The organism is Niallia sp. FSL W8-0635, from assembly GCF_038007965.1.
Taxonomy (GTDB): Bacteria; Bacillota; Bacilli; order Bacillales; family Cytobacillaceae; genus Niallia.
Genome location: NZ_JBBOYD010000002.1, coordinates 86,126 through 109,009 on the forward strand (window position 1 = coordinate 86,126; position 22,884 = coordinate 109,009).

The 22,884-nt window shown below is 32.4% G+C and carries 20 protein-coding genes; all 20 read left to right on the plus strand.

The annotated features are described in order from the left end of the window. Nucleotides 1-536 precede the first annotated feature (536 nt). Complete coding sequence (locus NYE52_RS22700; protein ID WP_016205138.1) at nt 537-2,003, plus strand: hypothetical protein; 1,467 nt, start codon at nt 537-539, stop codon at nt 2,001-2,003. Next, nucleotides 2,000-2,749 carry a hypothetical protein gene (locus NYE52_RS22705; RefSeq protein ID WP_016205137.1) on the plus strand — a complete coding sequence of 250 codons (750 nt, stop codon included), beginning with the start codon at nt 2,000-2,002 and terminating at the stop codon, nt 2,747-2,749. The genes NYE52_RS22700 and NYE52_RS22705 overlap by 4 nt, the downstream gene beginning before the upstream one ends. A gap of 15 nt (nt 2,750-2,764) precedes the next feature. After that, nucleotides 2,765-3,919 carry a ParA family protein gene (locus NYE52_RS22710; RefSeq protein ID WP_016205136.1) on the plus strand — a complete coding sequence of 385 codons (1,155 nt, stop codon included), beginning with the start codon at nt 2,765-2,767 and terminating at the stop codon, nt 3,917-3,919. A 15-nt stretch (nt 3,920-3,934) separates the two neighbouring features. Further along, nucleotides 3,935-5,473: an ATPase, T2SS/T4P/T4SS family gene (locus NYE52_RS22715; protein WP_016205135.1), complete on the plus strand. Its 1,539-nt coding sequence runs from the start codon at nt 3,935-3,937 to the stop codon at nt 5,471-5,473. Beyond that, nucleotides 5,466-6,446, plus strand: coding sequence for a hypothetical protein (locus tag NYE52_RS22720; RefSeq protein WP_152112365.1), 981 nt, complete (start codon nt 5,466-5,468; stop codon nt 6,444-6,446). The genes NYE52_RS22715 and NYE52_RS22720 overlap by 8 nt, the downstream gene beginning before the upstream one ends. 22 nt (nt 6,447-6,468) lie before the next feature. Then, a complete protein-coding gene (locus tag NYE52_RS22725; RefSeq protein ID WP_016205133.1) occupies nt 6,469-7,377 on the plus strand; it encodes a hypothetical protein in 909 nt (302 codons plus the stop codon). 194 nt (nt 7,378-7,571) lie between these two features. Beyond that, nucleotides 7,572-7,727, plus strand: coding sequence for a hypothetical protein (locus NYE52_RS22730; protein ID WP_193224519.1), 156 nt, complete (start codon nt 7,572-7,574; stop codon nt 7,725-7,727). A gap of 16 nt (nt 7,728-7,743) precedes the next feature. After that, nucleotides 7,744-7,920, plus strand: coding sequence for a hypothetical protein (locus NYE52_RS22735; RefSeq protein WP_162837589.1), 177 nt, complete (start codon nt 7,744-7,746; stop codon nt 7,918-7,920). Between the two features lie 64 nt (nt 7,921-7,984). After that, on the plus strand, nt 7,985-8,356 hold the full coding sequence (locus NYE52_RS22740) for a hypothetical protein (RefSeq protein WP_016205132.1): 372 nt from the start codon (nt 7,985-7,987) through the stop codon (nt 8,354-8,356). 9 nt (nt 8,357-8,365) lie between these two features. Beyond that, on the plus strand, nt 8,366-8,866 hold the full coding sequence (locus NYE52_RS22745; protein WP_016205131.1) for a hypothetical protein: 501 nt from the start codon (nt 8,366-8,368) through the stop codon (nt 8,864-8,866). Between the two features lie 341 nt (nt 8,867-9,207). Continuing rightward, the gene (locus tag NYE52_RS22750) at nt 9,208-10,254 is read left to right on the plus strand and encodes a hypothetical protein (protein ID WP_016205130.1); all 1,047 of its coding nucleotides are present in this window, start codon (nt 9,208-9,210) and stop codon (nt 10,252-10,254) included. Nucleotides 10,255-10,433: 179 nt separating this feature from the next. Continuing rightward, nucleotides 10,434-14,543 (plus strand): PKD domain-containing protein, encoded by a 4,110-nt coding sequence (locus NYE52_RS22755; RefSeq protein ID WP_152112366.1) that lies wholly within the window; start codon nt 10,434-10,436, stop codon nt 14,541-14,543. Between the two features lie 363 nt (nt 14,544-14,906). After that, nucleotides 14,907-15,203 (plus strand): hypothetical protein, encoded by a 297-nt coding sequence (locus NYE52_RS22760; protein WP_016205128.1) that lies wholly within the window; start codon nt 14,907-14,909, stop codon nt 15,201-15,203. A 343-nt stretch (nt 15,204-15,546) separates the two neighbouring features. Further along, nucleotides 15,547-16,077 (plus strand): copper resistance CopC family protein, encoded by a 531-nt coding sequence (locus NYE52_RS22765; RefSeq protein WP_016205127.1) that lies wholly within the window; start codon nt 15,547-15,549, stop codon nt 16,075-16,077. 436 nt (nt 16,078-16,513) lie between these two features. Next, complete coding sequence (locus tag NYE52_RS22770) at nt 16,514-17,113, plus strand: copper resistance CopC family protein (protein WP_016205126.1); 600 nt, start codon at nt 16,514-16,516, stop codon at nt 17,111-17,113. Between the two features lie 231 nt (nt 17,114-17,344). Next, the gene (locus NYE52_RS22775) at nt 17,345-18,205 is read left to right on the plus strand and encodes a copper resistance D family protein (protein ID WP_016205124.1); all 861 of its coding nucleotides are present in this window, start codon (nt 17,345-17,347) and stop codon (nt 18,203-18,205) included. Between the two features lie 291 nt (nt 18,206-18,496). Further along, complete coding sequence (locus NYE52_RS22780; protein ID WP_016205123.1) at nt 18,497-19,450, plus strand: cation diffusion facilitator family transporter; 954 nt, start codon at nt 18,497-18,499, stop codon at nt 19,448-19,450. Nucleotides 19,451-19,621: 171 nt separating this feature from the next. Beyond that, complete coding sequence (locus NYE52_RS22785; protein ID WP_016205122.1) at nt 19,622-21,190, plus strand: IS1182 family transposase; 1,569 nt, start codon at nt 19,622-19,624, stop codon at nt 21,188-21,190. Between the two features lie 126 nt (nt 21,191-21,316). Then, nucleotides 21,317-22,348: a flavin-containing monooxygenase gene (locus NYE52_RS22790; protein WP_016205121.1), complete on the plus strand. Its 1,032-nt coding sequence runs from the start codon at nt 21,317-21,319 to the stop codon at nt 22,346-22,348. Nucleotides 22,349-22,522: 174 nt separating this feature from the next. Next, nucleotides 22,523-22,822: an ArsR/SmtB family transcription factor gene (locus NYE52_RS22795; RefSeq protein WP_016205120.1), complete on the plus strand. Its 300-nt coding sequence runs from the start codon at nt 22,523-22,525 to the stop codon at nt 22,820-22,822. Nucleotides 22,823-22,884 lie beyond the last annotated feature (62 nt).

Genomic DNA, 22,884 nt, shown 5'->3' on the forward strand with positions numbered 1-22,884 from the left:
ATACCTGTAGTTAGGACATTTTAAAAAGAATGCTAACTACAGGTATTTTTATATACATATCTATTATATTAATTAATCTTATATTTGTAATTTAACAGGTATATTTAGAATATTTCAAAATATATTATGTTAAAACAACTAATAATCTCTTATTTATTGTTAAGGAGCATTTTCTAGCTTTTTCAATATCAACTTCTAATACTTTTTTCTTATTCTTTGTAAGAGACTCCTTAAAAGAAGCTAAATATAACTTTTCATATGTAACAGAAATTGATTTAAGCGATAATTAAATTTTTCAATACTTTTTGTTAATAATTAACTTGAATGTGGAGTAGTAACATGATACTATAATTTTAAAGATTGAATCGTCGTCAATCTTTCTCTTTTAAATGTAAATGTCTTCTAGGATTCTAGAAGACTTTCATACCGAAAATACGCAAATTAATATAATGACTAACGGGAAGCACCCGAATGTAAGACAATTCTTTGTAATTGCCTTGTGTTCGGGTGTTTTTTTGTTTTAAAGGAGTTTTAGTATGACAAAGAAGGTTCTTATAGCGGTAGGTGATAAAACCTATACCAAGATTTTAATTGAGACCTTTTCAAAGTATCCTGAAGATTTCACTTTAAGTAAACAAGAAATTTTACATCGAAAATATCTCTATGAAATTGTTAAAGAAGAAACTCCTTCAATACTAATTGTGCATGATACTTATTTAGAATCCATGCAAGAAAATCAAAAAGATAAAGATATTGAGCTGTTAAGTATTATAAAACAACTCCGACTTGATTTCGACGACGCATTAAGAATTGTTTTCCTATGCGAACGATCAAGCAATGATCCGCTTCTTTCTCGACTAGTTAGTATGGGAGTACTTGATATATTCAATACCCAAAGAATAGATATTGAACAATTTATAAACCAGTTAAAAGGGAAAGTCTCATTCGCAGAAGTAGCACGTTTTATCAATAACTCTCTTAGTATCGATGGTGAAGTGATTCCCTCTCTACTGGAAGAAGATTCGGAAGAGGAATCTGTTAACGAAAATGAGAACGGTAAAACACACAAAGAAAAAAACACTAAAGAAAAAACTATCGTACAAAGAATCGTTCAAAAAAATGTCATAAAAAGGGAATACTCAATTCACGTACATAATGCACCCAGTGAAAAAGTAGTAGGTGTTCCAGTTAGGAAGAAAACTATCCTTGTAGGTAGCTTTTACCAACGCAATGGTACAACATTTATTTCACATATATTAGCTCGTAGCATAGCAAATTACCAAGTTAGCACATTATATGTGGAAGATCCCTTGCTAAATCCCTATACATATGACCGTTTTTATGGCCATGAATTTGCTCCAAATTACGTAAATAAGTGGAGTGCACAACAAGAGAATACTTCAGATATTCAAACAGAGTGGTTTCGTGATGGTGTTGAACTTATATGTCATAATCCCACTTTAAGTGAGGAACCAGTAGGAATTAGCTTTGAGGATTATATAAAGTTACTCTACACTAATTCATCACTTGTAACGATTATTGATGTTGGTAGCAACTTAGACAATGAGGTAGTCACTGATTTATTAGAGATAGCAGATCATCTATTCATTGTTCTTGACTCAGATGTCACCCAACTTCAAGGGCTTGGTGAAAATCCACTATTCTCTAGCCTTATCGAATCTGAGAAAACACATATCATTGGTAATCGTTTCAATGAAAAAATAAAGAAAAATCCCTTAATTCAAGATTTATTTAAAGATAAATTAATCTCTATAATTCCCTCTTTTGAAGATGAAGATGTATATGAAGCACAGTATCAAGGGATATTCCTTAACGACTATAAGGATTATAAAAGCAAAGTAAATGAACTTTTGGTACCTATATTAGAACTTTTACTTCCTAATAAACTCTTGAAAACTAAAGCAAGCGGGATATTAAACAAACTCTTCAATAGAAAAATTAAGATAGAAAAAACGAATCCAGGAGGTAATCAAAACGAATGAATTTCTTTAAAAGACCTTCCATCAAAATAATCAGCGGTCTATTGGTAGGTGTATCAGCTATCGGTTTAACCTTATTCTATGATCAATTTTTACGAGTACGAATTGATTCAACAGAGGTTGTAGTGATTAAGCCCTCTTCTGAAATATTAAAAAATGAACCTATTACAGAAGATAAGATACTGATAGAACGTAGACCTAAACAAACTTTAATGAATGACGTCATCCTACCTGCAGAAGTGGATGAAATTATTGGATTAGATGCTAATCAAATTATCCAAGGGAATTCACTTCTTAGTAAAACAATGATAGATTACGACGAACTTTTACCAAATGAAGAGGAAGGCGAAGCTATTCGCCCTATAACGAAAGAAATGATTTATGCAATGCCTGGTTCTTTAAGAAGAAAAGATACCGTTAATATTTATTTGATTTATAACGATGGAACTACAAATTTAAATAAAAATGGTCCATCTACTACTAGCTCTGAGGATACAAAAGAACAGATCGAAAAAATATCTAATTCAATGGAAAGTGAACCGTTCTTAAAATCAATAAAGGTTGTTTATGTAAAAGATTCGAGTAATAAAGAGGTAATCTCATCATCAGAAAACAACAAAGAGGATAAACGACTTAATGCTACTTCAAGCATAAGTGATTTGGAGATTATTTTAAATGAAGAGGACTTTAAAAAGTTAATGAACGAAGTGCTCGGTAAAGGAGCAAAATTATATATAACTTATCAATAGGGAGAAGGACATGTAATGGAAATATTAATTTTTAGTCAAAACTCTATCTACAAAGAACTAATTGACAAAATGGACAACCTCCATGCTCATATGGGCAATATTGATTATTCAAATAAGGAAAAAATGGATGCTGTTTTATTAGATGGAGATTCATTTGACATCAATAACATAGGAGTAGTTAGAGAGAAATATCCCTCTATTCCCATGTATTTTAAGCCTAGTCAAATCAAGAGCGAACAATTTACTAAGACAATTACAAGACTATGTGCAGCATATAAAGTAACCCTTATTCATGAATATTCTACAGAACTTCAAGTAGTTGAATACTGTATCAATAACCTAACGAATAAAGATGATTATTTATCAAAGAGAATCATTGGCATATTTGGCACACATAATGGTGCTGGTGTTTCCTCTACTACTTTAAATTTAGGAAGAGCATTATCACTCAAAGTAAAAGAAAAGGTTTTAGTTTTGAGTTTAAATAGTTGGGATCCAGCCGATTATTTTTACTTGTATCAGGGTCAATATTTAAATGATTTGAAAGTAGATCTCAATGTCAAAAATTTAACGATAAACAGGTTATCCGAAGCTATTTATTATCATGATTCCTTTTATCATTTGGCCGGCAACCGCGATATTAAAATGCAAAGATTTTATAAACCTTATGAAATTGAACATTTGATTCAAACAGCTCAACAGTTATTTGATGTAATTTTAATCGATTCGGGCACTCACTTTGATTCTGCACTTGCAGCACAAGCTTACTTAAGTAGTAATATGAAATTTCTTGTTACTAATCAAGAAGAGAAAGGCTATAGAGGATATTATCCTTATCTATACCAACAAATAATTGAACCTTCTGGTGGGAAAAATGATGATTTTATGCTTGTTATCAATAAATTCCAACCTGCGAATGCATTAATAAGCGAAAAAAAACTTGAGGAAGAACTAAATATGAATCGAGTTGTCACAATACCAGATATGAAGGAGCTAGGATCCATTGCTACTTTTGAGAAAAAATTACTATACGATTTTTCAGATAGTAGCTATAACAAGCCAATAGATGTTTTAGCCAATGTCATAATTGCTGAAGCTAAATTAACAGAAAAAGAAGATATGAAGACGCACAAAGATAAAAAAGGATTTTTATCTATATTTAACCGGTAAAATGGAGGCGAAAAAATGACTTCAAATGCAGCTAAAAATGATACAGAACAATCATTAGGATTAGAAAGTGAGTTTGAGCCTTCCCAATGGTTATCTAAAACTATTGAGGAAAAAGGGTTAAAAAAAGATTTTGTAACTACCTATGAAAGAAAAAAGACATTTCGTTTAATTTGTAACCAAGTTAAAGAAGAGCTACAAAGTATCATAATAGCTGAATCTGTAGAAAATGATCAATCTTCCTCTTTAATAAACGAAGATTCAAATAGTGATGATGTTTGGTTAAACAGACAGCACCAAGCAGTTATTGGTGACAAACAAGCTATATCTTACTTTATAACAAAAATAAACGAAGTCTTACAAAAAGAGAATATTACGTCCGATGAATATCCCTCTTTTTATGATTCTTTACCAGAAGCTATTTTCCATGAAGTATGGGGCGTAAGTATTCTACATAAATGGGATAAGGAACCTAATAGTGAATCAGCTGTTATCAGAGGGACAGAATTATGGATCGATAAAAATGGTTATTTTCAAAAACAACCAGAAGAATTTGAAAGTACAGCAGTCGTAAATCGTATAAAAAAAGCTTTTCAAATAAGAACAAAAGAAGCACTGATTAATGAGCAGCAACCAGAACTGGAAATAGAACGAGAAGATGGTTCGCGAATCACCATGATGATGAATCCTAGAACTAAACTAGACATTATAGTATTTAGACGATTCGTAATTAAAAATAACAGTTTAGAAGAACAAGCAAGATTAGGAACAATCCCACAAGATGATGTTCCTTTTTATCGAGCCTTATCAAGAAGCATGGCTAACACCATTTTTGCTGGAAGAGTTCGATCTGCAAAAACAACTTTTATGAAGTCTATGATACGCGAAAGACCACCTGAATACACAATTGCAGTATTAGAAAAACATTTTGAATTAAATCTAACCGAGGATTTAAAAGATCGTTTAATTTATGAAGTTCAGGCCACAGAAGGAGACCTACATCATGCCGTACCAAGACTTCTTCGTATGGAACATGACTATATTACTGTTGGGGAAATTCGTTCTCTAGAAACTGAGGGGTACTTACAAGCTTGTGAAAGAGGAGAACGCGGTGCATTTTCTACTTACCATTTAACAGCCGTTAAAAATATCGTTGCTCAGATTACCCGACATTTATTAGATGAATTTCCCAATCGGAAATTTGATAACGAACAAGAGAGGGTAGCGAGAAATATTGACTTGGTCATTTCCCTGAGCGCGGAAAGAGATAGAAGAAAGAAAAGGGTTATCGGTGTAACAGAAATTATATGGGATGAAATCGAAAAAAAACCAAAAGAACAAGATCTCGTTCGCTACCACCCAATAAGCAGACAATACTATTATTCTTCTAACATAAGTAAGGAACTTTTATATCTAATGGCTGAAGAAAGTGTAGAGGATACTAAAATTCTATTAAATCATCTAAAGAAGAAAGAAAAACTTTTTCCAATGAGCGAATACGAGAGACAAAAGGATAATATTCTTAATGATTTATTAGATGGTGCTTTAAATGAATAATTTTCAATGGCTTTGGCAATCTGGTATCAATTACGTTCTCTATTCCATCGTAATCGTTTCTGGGCTTTATATTTCCTATCAGATTATGATGGATTCAGTCAAAATAAAGTATCAAGAAGTTAATTATAAGTATCGAATAAGAAGAATCAAAAGTGGTAATGCTTCACCTGAATCGCATACTTATAAGCACCCTTTTTTTAAACACATAAGCTTATTAATAAGAACTACAAGTAATCATCGTAGTGACAATGATACTGGAGTATTTCTCCTATTCACCTCATTACTTGGTTTGACTAGTTTCGCTTTTATCTATTATTTAATAAAAGATTTTGTTATCGCCCTACTATTCGGGTTACTTCTGATGACCGTACCATATTTAATGTTAAGGATAAAATTAAACAAATTGAGATATGTCATGAGTACAGAATTTCTAAGTATGGTTCAGAAACTAACCCAAGCCTATAGTGTTAATAAATATGATATTTATTACGCTTTAAGTGCCATGCAAAACGAAATACAGAATAAAAGTTTAAGAAAAGTAACAGTTCGCTTAATTACTGATCTTCAGTTATCTCGAAATGAACAAGAATTGAGAGATAGCATTCAAGTTTTCACTTATACAACTGGAACCAATTGGTCAAAAAGATTAGGAAGTATTATTTTAAAAGGCTATAAGTATAAAGAAAACGTATTACATTCCCTCTTAGTTCTAACAAAACAAATAGAGGATACAGAAGAAATGTTAGAAGAAGAACAATCTCTAACTGTTGAATCTATTTATGATGGATTCCTAACGGTTCCATTGTTTATTGGCTCACTATTATTAGGTTATTTTACAAGTGGAGCACAGGATTGGTTTAAGCTTCAATTTGGAGAAAAATGGACATTATTTACCTTTTGCCTTTCCGTAGTAGGGACTGTTTTTTCACTTATAATTTCAATTTATTTAAAACATCCTAAAAACGACCTATAACAAGGAAAGGAGTAAAATTTTTATGGAATCAGAAGTTCTATTATTTAAATACATAGATGTATTTAAATACTTAGTTGTGATTGTTCTGTCTTTTACTTCAGGATATTTAGTGTATTTGGGAATGAACTCAACATCTGAACGAATGCAACACCGTTTACGGTTCAAAAGCAATTTACAAAAAAATAAGAACTCTATTTTAGGACTTGCTAAAAATTCTAAAGCCGAGGAATGGTTTAAACAAGCAAAGTATCCATTAGGACTAAATGGTATTAAATACTATTTAATTCTATATTCAGTAACAGCATTTTTAGTTCTTTATTACATAGTTTTTCCGGTTTTATTAGGGAATATGGATTATCTTGCACCAAAGGCTGCTGTTATATTACTTCTATTTGTTTTCGCTCTTCCTAGTAATCCTATTTCGTTATTTGTTTATATCATGAAAAGAACCATTGACTATCAAACATCGAAATTACATTCAGAGATTTTTATGCTCTATGATTTAATCATTAACGAAATAGAAATGATGACTGTCCATCGTCTTAATACTTATAGTATTTTGCAAAATATAAAGCCATTTTTCTATTTGCTACAAAAACCGTTAACGGAATTACTAAGTTCATGGACTAGTGATGGACCAAGTAAAGCATTAGAACAATTTTCTAAACACTTAGATTCTAAACCCAGCGAGGCGCTAATCGGAGTTTTACAAAATCTAGACAGTATGAAAAGAGAGACCGCACTTGAACAGTTAAATGGAATGCATGGAACATTTGCAAAAAAACAAGTTGAAAATTACAGAAGAAAAAGAAAAATAACAACAGATCTATTAAAAATTCCTATCAAAGCTACACATTTTATTCATATATTAAACTTTGTACTTGTAGTAGTAATGATGGTAATAGCTATATTAGATAAATCACAAATGTAAAGGTGGAATCTATTATTCTTTTAAGGAGGTGACCAACAATAAATACGTCGCTAAGTACTTTCATGAAAGTCGCCATTACAGCCATTGTGATAAGTACATTTATTTTTGTAGCTTTGTATCAGGAATTATCTGGTTTCTCTGATTCTATGGCTCTATATACTGCAAAAAGCGGTGGATAACGAGGGGATATTATTATGAATAAATCACTATTAACATTTATGATGATGGCAGCAATTGTATCCATTATGACTTATTTAATTTTAGGAACCTCATTTAATGCTTATAAAGCAAAAAACAATCAGTATCAAGATATGCTACAAAATGAACATCAAATAAAAATCAAATTGTAAAAGGGGAATTTTAAAAATGAACACAACTTTAGCTCAATTCTTGAAAATCGGACTTACAGTAGTAACAATTAGCGCATTCTTATTCTTCATCGGATACAATCTAGTAGGTTCAAATACTACTACTTATTCCGCAAAAATTAACGGAGCACAAAGCAACCTTCCTACTGGTGCTGGTGTATCTAGTAATAATTAAAAGATCAACATTTACAGTCAAAGGAGTTTACCGCTCCTTTGATTTTTTCAAAGGGGTGTTCTAAATGGCAAGAACGTTAGCCGAATGGATGGTATTGTTTATCACAGTAAACCTTATATTCACACCAATATTAGCATCAATTGATAGTATGCATCGTGAAGCAATTGAAGTTACTTTAACTGAAGGAGCAAAAAAAGCATCTATTGAAGGCAGATTAACACCAGAAATTATTAAGGAAATGAAAAAAACTCTAGTAGAGGGTTATAACTTTGACGAATCTAAAATTATCATCACAGGAACATCTAAATTAACCCCTCGAAACGAATATATAGAAGCTACTATTGAAGTGCCACGAACTTTTATATTTATTCTTAATATATTCAACCAAGGTCCTAGAACTATTTCAAAAAGCACCAAAATCTTAAGCGAATATTAGGAGTATATAATGAGTACAACATTAAGAACTTTATTATTTGCACTACTTTTTGCATTAATTATGCAATTACAGCTTAATTTAGATACAGACAAAACCGCTTCTAGACAATTAAAGAACTCTTTAGAATTAGCAGTTCATGATGCTGGTCTTGCGATTAATCCAGCTGCATTATCTGAAGGAAAGATAATCTTTGATAAAGAAAAATCATTAGAAAATCTTAAAAATAGTTTAAATAATAATTTAAAACTTAAAAGTTCTCAGGGCTATGTTTATACACCTACCGCAAACTCTTTTTTTCAGAAAGAATTGTACTTAGTTCATCTAGAATTTATTGATGATAGTATATCCAGGACCTATCCGTTTGTATATTATAACGATAACTACCAGGTATTCGAAAACGTAGAAGGTCCTTGTGTAATTGCCATTGTAACTACTGAAAGCCCCCGCTGGTTCAAAGGAGATCTTGCAATGATACGACAAGCAGCGGTTTATGAGTATAAAAATAAATAACAGGATAAAAGAACCATGCTAATTGTATGGTTTTTTCTTTTAATATTCCAAAATTATCCGATATAAACAGTGAACATGGTTAAAACAACCAATTTTTTTTACTTTTATAATGAAATTATCTTAAGAACCGGGTATAATTAAGGCATATCAATACTATTTTTTATTTTTTGTGCCATCAATGGCTATTCGATTAATGAAAAAAGATGCGGTTCTTTGGGACTATGTTTTAGAAGTTGATTAGGGTGATTATACTCTGATCCATTAAAACGTCCCATTGGATCGCTTTTTTTCGTTTATAAAGGACAAAAAATAAAGTAAAAAAATTGAGAGGGGAAATTTATATGAAAAGAGTAATAACGTTATTAACATTAATACTAATTTTAGGAGTATTAAAACCAGTGCATTTGCTTGCAGATGAGTTACCTTTAGCATCCTGTAGCATGACAATTAATTCAGATAAGGCTACACAAGCTAACCCAGCAAATGCAAGTGGATTATGCAGAGATATAGTGTATGGATATTATGCAAAGGCTGCAGATACTTTTAATATTTTTGGTGGGGTTCATCAATCTGTAACAAAAAGTGGTCAAAAGTTTATAGTACCCGTTTTTTCAGATAAACACACTCATGCAGAATTAACGGTTTATATTAACAGGGTTGCTACTAAGCCAACTCCTAAACCTACACCGAAGCCTGAGCCAAAGCCCGAACCTAAACCTACACCAAAGCCTGAGCCTAAACCAGACCCTAAACCTGCACCAAAGCCTAAACCAGAGTCCAAACCGGTTACACAACCGAATTCTGATAATAAAGCAACAAAACCTTCTACTTCTACAGGTAGTAAAAATTCAAGCAATACCAATACTAGTAAAAATAACTCAACTAATACTTCAAAATCGAGTTCTAGTAAAAGCAACTCAACTAATCTATCAAAATCAAGTGGAACAAGCAATAATTCAGAAAGTAAAAAAACAAACAGCAGTTCTTCTTCCAATAGTTCATCAAAATCAAGTCAAAGTAGTTCTTCCGATAGAAGCAATAACGAGGAAAATAAAGTTGTTGCCTCTGTAACAAAGATAAAGGAAGGAAGTAATACATCTACTGATAAAAATGATAATAAAACAAAAGAAAGCACAATGGAAACTGAGCAGAAAAAAGAAAGTTCTGATAAAAACGACCCTTCTACTGAAAACAAGGAAGATAACATGGATACCAATATTACAAATGAAAACAATGATAATATTAAAGAAGAAGCAACTCGTTCTTCAATTCTAGATGAAGATGAGTCTAAATCTAGTAAACTCCCAATAATTATTTCGGTAGTAGGAGTACTAATTATCGGAGCTGCAGTAATCTTCATTATTAGAAAGAAAAAATTAAAAATTTAAAATTGTTATTTATTGATTCCCCATTTAATTTGCTTTAAAATATTTAATATAAACTTTTATATTAAATGGGAACGACCCAAGACGAAGTAGTTTAATAAACTGCTTTAGTTTTGGGTCGTTTTTTATTATTAGGAGGTGAAATGTTAATTTTTTTACAAAGAATAGAAAGCGGGATTTAAATGAGAAATGCAAAGATTTTTTTTCTGATTCCTATTTTATTTTTTTTATTTTTACTTTTTATTCAAGAGCATCATGCTCACGCAAGTACTGGTGATGAAGATATATATAATGTTTCATCAACGGTTAAGAATAATTGGAATAACCTAATGGGATCAAAAGATTTCACTATGACTAGTGGAAGAAAAATAGTTTACGATGTATATTCAGACAAGTTTGTTACAAATGGTTATCAAGTTACAACAAAAAATTTTGGGAAAGGTAGTCAAAAATATATTAGATTTTCGGGTTGGTCAGTATTATTTGGACATCGTGAACATACCTCTTCTAACCAAGATACGTATATAGTTGCTAGAAAATCATCTGGTGATAGTGGTATCGGCACAGTAAAAATTTATAAAACAGTTCAAGGAAGTTTAGATGCAACTGAGGATCTAGAATATAATAATCAAGGGGCTGGCATATGGAACCAATGTCCATCTAGTGCAACAAATAGATGGAACGATGATTGCAATATGAAATATCAAGATGTAAGTTTTAATGCTTATTTACCCTTAGAAGAGCTTTTCAATAAAAAAGAAAAAGCTAATTGGGATTTATTTATCGTTAAAAAAGTGCAAAATCAAATTGTGTATACGCCACTTATTCTTCCTTTCGAATTTAGTAATAAAGCATATGAGGGAGGAAAGTTATCGCTTTCAAGTGGTACCAATACTAATACCTTAGAAATGAATGCAGAAGGTGTATTACGAAGGAAAACGCCCAGAGAAAGTGCACCCTCTGTCATTGATGAATTAGGTAATAACAGATACTTCACTCAAGGGAAAACTTATACAAAAGTCGATTTTGAAGAATCACAAACAGCTGTTTGGTATGGAGTTAGAAGTCCACATGATAGTAATAAAACCAAATGGGCAAATACCGCATATTTTACTTTTAAAGGAGATCAAGCTAAATTATCATTTCAACCAAATAGACCTCCTATTGCAAAATGGGAATGGGATCCTTCCAATAACGTCTATAATGATACAACTGTCAAAATGATAAACAATTCGTCTGATCCCGATGGCGACCCTTTAACTTACAAATGGTACAGGAAACCATATGGATCAGCTGATAGTAATTATGTTCAAATATCAACTGCTAAAACGCCATCTAGCTTTAAGATTGCAAAAGGAAAGTATACCTTTAAATTAGTAGTTTCTGATGGAAAAGAAGAGGCAGAAGCTGGACATGCTTTATATGTAAATAACAGGCCTCCTGTTGCAAAATGGGAATGGGATCCTTCCAATACTATTTATAATGATACACCAATCAAGATGGTTAATAGTTCTTCAGATCCTGACGGAGATTCTTTAACATATCGCTGGGTAAGAAAACCATATGGCAGCGCAGATAGTAATTATGTGACTGTGTCTACTGCAAAAACGCCGTCAAGTTTCACTATAGGAAAGGGAGACTACACCTTTAAACTCACTGTTTCTGATGGAGAAGATGAAAGTGTTGTCGGTCATGCCTTATATGTTATTAATAGACCTCCAATAGCTGATTTCACTTGGAATCCTAGTACCATTTACAATGATACTTCTGTTTCTTTCAGTAATAAATCTTCAGATGTCGACGGTGACTCATTAACGTATAAGTGGGAAACTCAAAAGCCTAATGAGACTACCTGGAGTACATTTTCTACTTCTAAAGACCCTCCTTATACTTTGAATAAAAAGGGCGTTTGGAAAGTTCGTTTAACTGTCTCAGATGGAGAGGCCAGCCATAATGTAACTAAAAATATTACTGTACAGAATAGAGCACCAGCTGCCGATTTTTCTTGGAGTCCTAGTACCATTTACAATGATACTTCTGTTTCCTTCAGTAATAAATCTTCAGATGCTGACGGTGACTCTCTAACGTATAAGTGGGAAACTCAAAAGCCTGATGACACTAATTGGAGTACGATTTCGACTTCTAAAAATCCCTCTTATACCCTAAATAAAAAGGGGATTTGGAAAGTTCGTCTAACTGTTTCCGATGGGGAAGCAAGCAATAATGTGACTAAAAATATTATTGTAAAAAACAGAGCGCCGAATGCTGATTTCACCTGGAGTCCTAGTACCATTTACAATGATACTTCTGTTTCCTTCAGTAATAAATCTTCAGATGCTGACGGTGACTCTCTAAGGTATAAGTGGGAAACTCAGAAACCTAATGAGACTACTTGGAGTAGCATTTCCACTTCAAAAGAACCTTCTTATACTCTAAATAAAAAGGGCGTTTGGAAAGTTCGTTTAACTGTCTCAGATGGGGAAGCTAGTCACAACGTAACTAAAAATGTTACTGTGCAGAATAGAACTCCGGTTGCTGACTTTATATGGAATCCTAGTACCATCTATAATGATACGTCCGTTTCTTTTACTAATAAATCTACGGATGCTGATAAAGATTCTCTAACGTTTAAATGGGAAGCTCAGAAGCCAAATGAGTCTACTTGGAGTACCATCTCTTCTTCTAAGGACCCTTCTTACACTTTAAATAAGAAAGGGGTTTGGAAAGTCCGATTAACGGTTTCAGACGGAGAAGCTAGTCATAATGTGACTAAAAACATTACCGTTCAAAACAGGATACCTGTAGCAGATTTCACTTGGAGTCCTAGTACTATCTATAATGATACGTCCGTTTCTTTTACTAATAAATCTACGGATGCTGATAAAGATTCTCTAACGTTTAAATGGGAAGCTCAGAAGCCAAATGAATCTACCTGGAGTACTATTTCTACTTCTAAGGACCCTTCTTACACTTTAAATAAGAAAGGGGTTTGGAAAGTCCGATTAACAGTTTCAGACGGAGAAGCTAGTCATAATGTGATTAAAAACATTACTGTTCAAAACAGGATACCTGTAGCAGATTTCACTTGGAATCCTAGTACCATCTATAATGATACGTCCGTTTCTTTTACTAATAAGTCTACCGATGCTGATAAAGATTCTTTAACGTATAAGTGGGAAGCTCAGAAGCCAAATGAATCTACCTGGAGTACTATTTCTACTTCTAAGGACCCTTCTTACACTTTAAATAAGAAAGGGGTTTGGAAAGTCCGATTAACGGTTTCAGACGGAGAAGCTAGTCACAACGTGACTAAAAATGTTACTGTTAAAAATCGAGCTCCTGTTGCGGATTTTACTTGGAACCCAACAACCATTTATAATGATACCACTGTCTCTTTCACTAACAAGTCATTTGATACAGACGGTGATCCATTAACAAATATATGGGAATATCAGGAACCAAATAAAACGACTTGGACCAAATTCTCGACTGAAAAAAATCCTAAAAATATTTTCACTAAGGTGGGAGATTATAAAATAAAATTAACTGTTACAGATGATGATGGAGCTACAGGTACAAAAGAGAAAACTCTAAAGATTACCAATAGACCACCACAAGTTACTCTTACATATACACCAAAGGATGTATATGAAGGTGATACCGTAAATGTTTGTATAAAAGTAATTGATTTAGATAAACAACCAATGACAGTTAAATTATTTTTAGAAAAGGATTATGGGAATAAACAAACCGTTTTAACAAAATCAAATATTAACTCTGGTGAAGAGGTTTGTTATGTTTTTGTTCCAGACGTAGGGAATTATGATTTTACTACCGAAGTGGATGATGGCCATGATAAAACGACTGTAGATATATCCTTTTATGCTAAACCACTAATCATAAAAGGACATGTAAATCATACAGCCGATTGGAAGAAAAAGCATGAGAAACTTGGAAATACACTAGATAAATTTTTTAGTGGTGAAAAGTTTTTACTTGAAGCAGATACTTCACCTTATGAAACTATTTATGTAAAGAGTACTTTATCCGCGGTTCAAATGGATAACAAAAATACTACCTCTCCTGTTGATTTAAATAAAGTAACTAATATATTGTATAATGGTTCGCTTTATGAAGAAAAACATCAGTACTATCCAACTATGTTGAAAGTAGGAGAAGCTAAATTTGAATTTGAAGTAAAGTATAAGAATGGAGTAATTAAAAAGGATACCGTTAAAATAAATATAATTGATAACGCATTTAACTCATCTAGATATCATCGCAAATTTTAATTAATGTGGTCAATTATAGTATGGCTTGTCATAATACCAGTATTAACAAACTATTGTTAATACTGGTTTTTTTATTTATATTGGTGTTCACGAATAATAATGTCCCTTTAAACAACTATATAGTTGTTTAATAAACAATAAAGTTATTTAAAAACGAATAGTATTCATCGTAATCTTGCCAGTTCTTCTAGAACTAACGGGGCAGGAGAGTTAAAGAAGGATTTACATATTTTTTGGTGAATATTTGAATGAACTTACTAAATTTAACAGAAGATGATGTAATCCATATGGCTAGTAAATCAGATTTATAATGAAAATTTCGCTTTTTAGAAATTATGTAGATATATGCGAAGGAGGATATACATGACTGAAATAAAAACACTTTCAATTCCAGACCCAATAACTGCCCTGCTAAATAACTATGAGATGACTATTGAAAGGTTATATATATTTAATAGGTTACTACCAGAAAGGGATACCAAAGAGAATGATTTATATCAACTAGCTGCAGAGTACTATAAAGTTTTAAAGCATGTTTCTAAAGAGCTATATAAGGATTTTTCAGTGGAATTATTACCGGTTGGAGAGTTCTTCGAAGAAATGTCCGAGAGATTGGATGACGACGAAATTCAGGAATTAATTAAACCATTCTTAGAATAAATCTTGAGTAGCAAGTCCTAAATAGTGTTTCCCTAAGTTTATTATTTTTGCTCTAGTGGTGTTTTTAACATTTATCAATAAAACCTAATGAAAAATTCTTTAGAAAGATCGTGCTACATTCCTATAATAAATAAGATGCTTCTTTTGTCGCTATAGGGGCAGGATAGTTTAAGTGAATTTCTTCACAAACCTACGAATAGCAGCTACTTTACTTTTTGGATCTGGGTATACTTCCACAAAATAAAAAATATAATGATTGGGTTTCATTAGTTAATGTATTTGTCACATTTCCTTAGATAATACATATGAACATATTAAGAATGCAGAAAGGAGAATATATATCGTGAAAAAATTTCTGTTTTTCGTTTTATGTATATTAATGATATCACCTTCAATTGTTAGTGCTCATTCAGGCATTGTATCATCTAATCCAAAAGAAGGAGAAATATTAACCGAGGAATTCAATCAAATTAACCTTTATTTTAATACAACTATAAACGAAATAAGCACAATGAAACTTTTGAAGGATGGAACCGAAATTTCGTTTATTGATATTGAAGTTAAAAGCAAAAAAATGATTGGAACCTTAACAGAACCTTTAGACAATGGCTCGTATAAGATTGAATGGTATATTGTCGGGAAAGATGGTCATCCAATAAGAGGTGAAATTAACTTTCTTGTACAAATAGAACAAAAAGAGGGAGAAAAAAATACAACTCAGCAAATCACTAATGAAGAGGAAAAAAGCCAAGTCCAAAATAATAATGATGGTATAAGTGAAAATACAGATGACAAAAACATCTTAGTAACATTAATGGGGCTATTTCTTATCTTTGCAATTGTGGTTATATGGTTAATAAGGAAAGAACTTTAACAAAACGCACTTTAAATATTGGTTTTTGTCAGTACTTAAATTACTTACTTTTCAATATAAAGAATTAAATCAAAAGTTAAAGTATGTTATGTGTTTATATAGAAGATGCAGGTAAAAAAGGGAACTTCTGTCCAGTCAGAAGTTCCCTTTTTTACCTGCATCCTTATTTACATATAACTTTCATTATTTCTTTATTGTATTTAAGGACCCGAAGGGTGAGGCATCAAGTGGTGATCTACTAGTGTATCATAATAAGAATGATTCGAATTTTTCAGGCTCGTAAAACGTATGTCCGTATATAATTCATATGTAAAAATAAAACTTCAATAAATAGACACATTTAATAAATTTTAATTTATGTATAATAATGATAGCACTACTAAAATAGTGTTAATGTTTTTTCTACAAATATAATATAAATTCATAGGGGGTTACGATGAAGAAAGTCATTTCTTTACTTTTAGTAGGATTGTTTTTTCTAAATGCAAATAATGCTTTTGCACATACAGGTTTAAAAAGTTCTTCACCAGAAAATGGGGAGACAGTAAAGGAAGAATTTAATCAATTAACACTCACATTTGAGACGAAAATTGAACAGGGAAGTACATTTACTCTTGTGAATTCAGCCGGAAAGGAAATTTCCGTTCAAAATATTGAGTTATCAGATGACCAAATGACTGGAAGGTTGTCTTCACCTTTGGAGAATGATAACTATGATGTAACATGGCAAATTATTGGAGTAGACGGGCATGTTATAGAAGGGGAATATTCATTTATAGTTGATTCGCCTGTTACAGAAGAAGAAAATACTGGTGTAACGGAGGAAAAAGCAACAGATGAATCTGTAACGGAGGAATCCACACAAGACGAATCACAGGAAGAAGTGGATCATTCCTCCATGACTCCTGAGGAACATGCTGCTTATGAAAAGAGAAATTCAGACCCTTCCACTGTTTTAATTCCTGCAATAATAATCTTAGTAGGAATTATCCTTCTTATCATAGCTGCGGCCTTCATTATAAAAAGGAAGAAATAAAAAATGGTGATTATAGGTACTCTTACTCAAGCTTTGTTATATGTTTGTTATGCCATGCTAATGGGGAGCTTTATTCTCGATCTTGTACCTAATAAGCACCGACCAGTGGTGCATGTACCTAAAAAAATATTACTATTCTCCCTCGGGGGGATAGTAATATTTTCATTTATACCCGTTTTGCAACTCATCTTGTACTTAAGTTCATTACGTGGGTTCTTAGAGGCTTTACCTTTGGTTTTATTAACTTTTGAAACAGGGAAATCCTGGTTCTTTTGTTTTATTGTCTCTATTATATTCTTCTTCTTTTTGTTACATTCTGATAATGAAAAGAAGTCGCACAACTTTATAGGGATATTGCTTACCTTTATCTTAATATGTTCCATGGGTTGGTCAAGTCATGCTAGTTCAATAAGTCCGATTAAAGGATTTTTTAGTGATACTGTCCATTTTACAGCAGTCAGTGTTTGGGTTGGTGTAATTCTTGTAGTTAGTTGGTTTTCCAAAGGCGAATCTAATTGGCTTCCATTTTTAAGTTGGTTTACACCAACTGCTATCTTTTGTTTAGGTTTGACAATAATATCTGGTTTTTTATTAATGGACCTTGTTGTTGACTATGAAAGCTACTTTAATTCATGGATGATACCTTATGGGCAAGCATTATTATTGAAACATCTTTTGATTATTCCTTTACTTGTCTATGCAATGATCAATGGAGTTCTTATTAGAAACAAATTAAAAAAAGATATAAAATTTAAGCCGAGGTCATGGGTAAAGGTAGAAAGTATTGTTATATTGTTGATTTTTTCTGCAACAGCGGCATTAGGTCAACAATCACCGCCAAAAGAAACAGCTATTACAAATGAAACTATTTCCAAAATGACTTCACTCTTTTTTAGAGGAGATGTTGTACCTGATATACAGGTGCAAATAAGCATTCATTTAAACAGTATCATACTGTTAATATTTGCTTTACTTTTTTTGGTTTTATTAGTACTTTCCTTTATAAATAAAAGGCATGTGATTTTATCGTTCTGTATGTGTCTCCTGTCCGTTATTAGTTTGTATATTTCATTAATGCTTAGCATGGAATAAAAACTTAATTGGAAGAAAAGTTCCTATTTCCTTCGATCAATTCAATTAATGAATTGATCTTTTTTATCTTATGGATTATTTCCCTTTTTTAATTTAGATTTTACATATTATAGAATTTTTTTGACTTTTAATAAAGACGAGTATATAATAATTATATGAATATATGTTCATATATTGTAATAAGAAGAATATATAACATCTTTTAGTTTCAAGAGTGTGCGCTAAAATACATTCATTTATTTTATTGGGGTAGTATATAATCAGATGTTTTATTAAGGAGGTATTATTATAATGGGGCATGATCATAGTCATAGTCATAATCATACAGGTGGATCAAACAAAAAGGTGCTTTTCATTTCTTTTATTATTATTACGAGTTACATGGTAATTGAAGCAATAGGAGGAGTTGTTACAAATAGTCTTGCGCTTCTATCCGATGCAGGACATATGTTAAGTGATTCCATTTCATTGTTGATTGCACTCATAGCATTTAAATTAGGGGAGCGAGCAGCTAGTCATAGTAAAACCTTTGGGTATAAACGTTTTGAAATAATAGCAGCTGTTATAAATGGAGTTACTCTAATACTTATTTCTCTTTATATCTTTTATGAGGCAATTAACCGTTTTGCCAATCCACCAGAGGTAGCAACAACAGGTATGCTTTATATTAGTATTATTGGTTTACTTGTTAACATATTGGTAGCTTGGATTATGATGCGAAATGGAGATACAGAAAACAATTTAAATATGCGTGGTGCCTTTTTACATGTTATTAGTGATATGCTTGGTTCAGTTGGTGCCATAATAGCTGCATTGCTTATCATGTTTTTTGGATGGGGTTGGGCAGATCCATTGGCAAGTGTATTAGTAGCTGCTCTTATTTTAAGAAGTGGTTACTATGTAACCAAAGATGCTATTCACGTTCTTATGGAAGGAACTCCTTCAAATGTAGACGTAGAGGACATTATTACCACAGTTAGTAAAACACCAGGAATACACTCTATTCACGACCTACACATATGGTCCATCACAAGTGGTTTGAATGCAATGTCTTGCCATGCTGTCGTTGATAAGCAATTAACTATCGCCGAAGGTGAAAATATTCTTCGGAAAATAGAACATGCACTTGAACACAAGGGGATTACTCATGTAACCATCCAAATGGAAACTTTAGCACATAACCATGAAAATTCAATCCTTTGTGAAGCAAAAGGTGAACCAGCCCATGATCATCATCATCATTAATTAGAAAAGAAGAGGCTGGGACATAACCCTCCTCTGAAATGAAAAAGCCTGTGAAATTTTACTCATAGTAAAATTTCACAGGCTTTGATTTACTTTTTTGAAGAAAAATAAGGATCACTTCTGATAAAATAAAGTCACCACAACAAAATCTAATCAGAAAGAAGGATCCTTATGTTTAAAGATTATACCATGAATCAAATCGTTTTACCTTTAGATTTAGAAGTAAAATTACAAAATAATGATATTGCCTTCCATGTCCATCATTTAGTGGAAAGTATCCCTCAAGAAGCGTTTGAACCATTTCTTCGAAATGAAGGTTGTCCTGCCTATCATCCACGCATGATGCTTAAAATTATTCTATGTGCCTACACTCAATCTGTCTTTTCAGGGCGTAAAATGGAGGCCCTATTAAAAGACAGTATCCGTATGATGTGGTTAGCTCAAGGGTATGAACCAAGCTATCGTACAATTAACCGATTTCGCGTTCAACCAGAAGTAAAAGATTTAATTCGTCAATGTTTCATCCAATTTCGCTGCCAATTGATCGAAGAAAAACTGATCGATCAAGAAGCGATATTTATCGATGGTACAAAGATTGAAGCGAATGCGAATAAATTTACGTTTGTCTGGAAGAAAGCGATTGAGAAATTTCATCAGAGTTTAATTGATAAGTCAAACCAGTTGTACAATGAGTTGCTTGAGAACGAAATCATACCCCAAATTGAACGGGAAAGTGATGAACAGCTATCATTTGGAGAGCTCACTCAAATGGTTCAAAAAGTAGACGAAGTAGTGACCGAATATGATAAACAAATTGAAGAATCTTCAGACGTTACTGAACGAAAAGCCTTACGAAGTGAACGAAAATACCCGAAACAAGTGCGTAAACAGTTGATTGATTTTGTCTTGAGAAAACGGAAGTACCAACAGGATTTTACAATCTTTGGACCACGTAATAGCTATTCTAAAACAGATCTAGATGCGACATTTATGCGAATGAAAGATGATTATATGAAAAACGGGCAATTGAAAGCTGGTTACAATGTACAAATCGCAACGGAAGGTCAATATGCGCTTGCTTATAGTTTATTTCCAAACCCAACAGATACACGTACGTTAATTCCATTTTTAGATGAGATAGAGCAACATTATTTCGAGTTACCGAAACATATTGTTGCAGATGCAGGTTATGGTAGTGAACAAAACTTTAGTGATATTCTCTCAAACAGAAACCGAGAAGCACTGATAACATATAACATGTTTTTGAAGGAACAAAAGAAAAAGTACAAACAAAATACATTTAATCCTGATAACTGGGTATATGATCAAGAAACCGATACATATACGTGCCCTAATCAGAAACGTTTAGAATTTCAATATCATTCTGTCCGAACCGACGCTACAGGTTTCCAAAGGAGTTTCAAAATCTACGAGTGCGAAGACTGTTCAGGATGCCCATTCCGTTCATCATGTACCAAGGCAAAAGAAGGAAACAATCGAAAACTAATGGTGAACAAAAAATGGGAACAGCAAAAAGAATATGTGAGAGCGAAGCTTTCAGAAGAGAAAACGAGTGCCATCTATCGAAAACGCAAAACCGATGTGGAACCAGTTTTTGGATTCTTGAAGGCTAATTTGCGTTTCACTCGATTTTCTGTACGAGGAAAATCGAAGGTGGAAAACGAAATGGGCCTCGCATTAATGGCAGTGAATTTAAGAAAATTCACTGCCATTAACTAAGATAATAGAAGAATTAACACGAAAAAAAAGAGAAAAGTGAATTTGAGTACCTCAAATTCACTTTTCTCTTTTTTAGAGGCTAGTTATGTCCCAGCCTCTTGTTATATATTAAGGGGGATAAATACAATGTTGGACACACTAGTTATTGGAGCGGGCCAGGCTGGTATTTCCATGGGTTATTATTTAAAAGAAACGGGTATGAATTTTCTTATTTTAGATAAAGGAAAAGAAATAGGGGAGAGTTGGAAGTCCAGATATGATTCCTTGATTTTATTTACTCCTAGAATATATAGTTCTCTACCTGGTTTTGCAATGGAAGGAGATAAGCATGGGTTCCCTACAAAAGATGAGGTAGCTTCTTATTTGAAACAATATGTTAAAAAGTTTGAACTACCTATTAAATTTCAAACAGTAGTAACAAGTATAACAAAACAAGAAGAGGAATTTGTAGTATGTACAAATAGAGATACGTACACGACACGTAATCTAGTTATTGCCACAGGTCCCTTTCAAACACCTATGATACCGTCATTCTCCAGTGATTTATCTAATGAGATTTATCAAGTGCATTCTTCTCAGTATAAAAATCCACAGCAGTTAAAGGATGGGAATGTCTTAGTTGTAGGCGGTGGAAATAGCGGTGCTCAAATAGCAGTTGAACTATCCGAAGAAAAAGAAACATACTTGGCACATAGTAATAAATTAGTATTCTTGCCATTAATTTTTAAACAAAAAAGCATTTTCTGGTGGTTTGATAAATTGGGAATTTTAAGTGCAAGTAAGAATTCTTTATTGGGAGGGTTCATCCAAAAAAAGGGTGATCCTATATTTGGATTCGAACTGAGAGATGCCATTAAACGAAATAAGGTGAAATTAAAAGAAAGAGTAATGGTTATAAATCGCGATAAAGTAATATTTAAAGATTTATCATCACTAGAAGTTAACAATATTATTTGGGCTACTGGTTTTACAAATTCATTACCTTGGCTGAACATAGATGATTTATACAATAAGGATGGAAAACTAATTCATCAACGAGGCGTTACCAATATTAAAGGTCTATATTTTATAGGTTTACCGTGGCAGCATAGACGTGGTTCTGCTTTACTTCAAGGAGTTGGATACGATGCAGAATATATAGTTGCAAAAATAAAATAGAAAAGTTGTTTAAGGGAAGAGGATGGACTTTACTTGTATAAGATAAAGTGGGTAGAGTCCTCAATAAAAAATAAATTAATTGACAAAGAAAATGTTTTTCAGATATCCTTTATATATGCATATCTGTTCATGTAAGAATATATTTATGTATAGGAAAAGAAGGTGGGGGAAGTGATGAGGAAAGAAGTTCTCTCTTTGTTATCGGATGAGAATATAAAAGGAGTTTCTCAACTATGCAAGGTGTTAACCAATCCAACAAGAATAAAAATCTTATCTTTAATTTACAAAAAGGACTTAACGGTTAACCAAATTTCCGATCGACTTAAAATGTCTAACTCAATGGTTTCTAACCAGATAAACTACTTGAAAAATATAAATTATATCGAGTGCAAAAAAGGTACAGAGAACTTTTATAGGCATGACGATGAGAAATTAATTGTTACCATTAATCGACTTTTAGAGCAATCTTGTTAAAAAGGTTGCTATTAAAATAAATAAAAAATATAAAGAAACCTGATAATCCCAGTGGACTATCA

Coding starts and splice junctions, on each gene's coding strand:
- NYE52_RS22700 (WP_016205138.1), top strand. CDS start 537: ATGACAAAGAAGGTTCTTATAGCGGTAGGTGATAAAACCTATACCAAG.
- NYE52_RS22705 (WP_016205137.1), top strand. CDS start 2,000: ATGAATTTCTTTAAAAGACCTTCCATCAAAATAATCAGCGGTCTATTG.
- NYE52_RS22710 (WP_016205136.1), top strand. CDS start 2,765: ATGGAAATATTAATTTTTAGTCAAAACTCTATCTACAAAGAACTAATT.
- NYE52_RS22715 (WP_016205135.1), top strand. CDS start 3,935: ATGACTTCAAATGCAGCTAAAAATGATACAGAACAATCATTAGGATTA.
- NYE52_RS22720 (WP_152112365.1), top strand. CDS start 5,466: ATGAATAATTTTCAATGGCTTTGGCAATCTGGTATCAATTACGTTCTC.
- NYE52_RS22725 (WP_016205133.1), top strand. CDS start 6,469: ATGGAATCAGAAGTTCTATTATTTAAATACATAGATGTATTTAAATAC.
- NYE52_RS22730 (WP_193224519.1), top strand. CDS start 7,572: ATGAATAAATCACTATTAACATTTATGATGATGGCAGCAATTGTATCC.
- NYE52_RS22735 (WP_162837589.1), top strand. CDS start 7,744: ATGAACACAACTTTAGCTCAATTCTTGAAAATCGGACTTACAGTAGTA.
- NYE52_RS22740 (WP_016205132.1), top strand. CDS start 7,985: ATGGCAAGAACGTTAGCCGAATGGATGGTATTGTTTATCACAGTAAAC.
- NYE52_RS22745 (WP_016205131.1), top strand. CDS start 8,366: ATGAGTACAACATTAAGAACTTTATTATTTGCACTACTTTTTGCATTA.
- NYE52_RS22750 (WP_016205130.1), top strand. CDS start 9,208: ATGAAAAGAGTAATAACGTTATTAACATTAATACTAATTTTAGGAGTA.
- NYE52_RS22755 (WP_152112366.1), top strand. CDS start 10,434: ATGAGAAATGCAAAGATTTTTTTTCTGATTCCTATTTTATTTTTTTTA.
- NYE52_RS22760 (WP_016205128.1), top strand. CDS start 14,907: ATGACTGAAATAAAAACACTTTCAATTCCAGACCCAATAACTGCCCTG.
- NYE52_RS22770 (WP_016205126.1), top strand. CDS start 16,514: ATGAAGAAAGTCATTTCTTTACTTTTAGTAGGATTGTTTTTTCTAAAT.
- NYE52_RS22780 (WP_016205123.1), top strand. CDS start 18,497: ATGGGGCATGATCATAGTCATAGTCATAATCATACAGGTGGATCAAAC.
- NYE52_RS22785 (WP_016205122.1), top strand. CDS start 19,622: ATGTTTAAAGATTATACCATGAATCAAATCGTTTTACCTTTAGATTTA.
- NYE52_RS22790 (WP_016205121.1), top strand. CDS start 21,317: ATGTTGGACACACTAGTTATTGGAGCGGGCCAGGCTGGTATTTCCATG.
- NYE52_RS22795 (WP_016205120.1), top strand. CDS start 22,523: ATGAGGAAAGAAGTTCTCTCTTTGTTATCGGATGAGAATATAAAAGGA.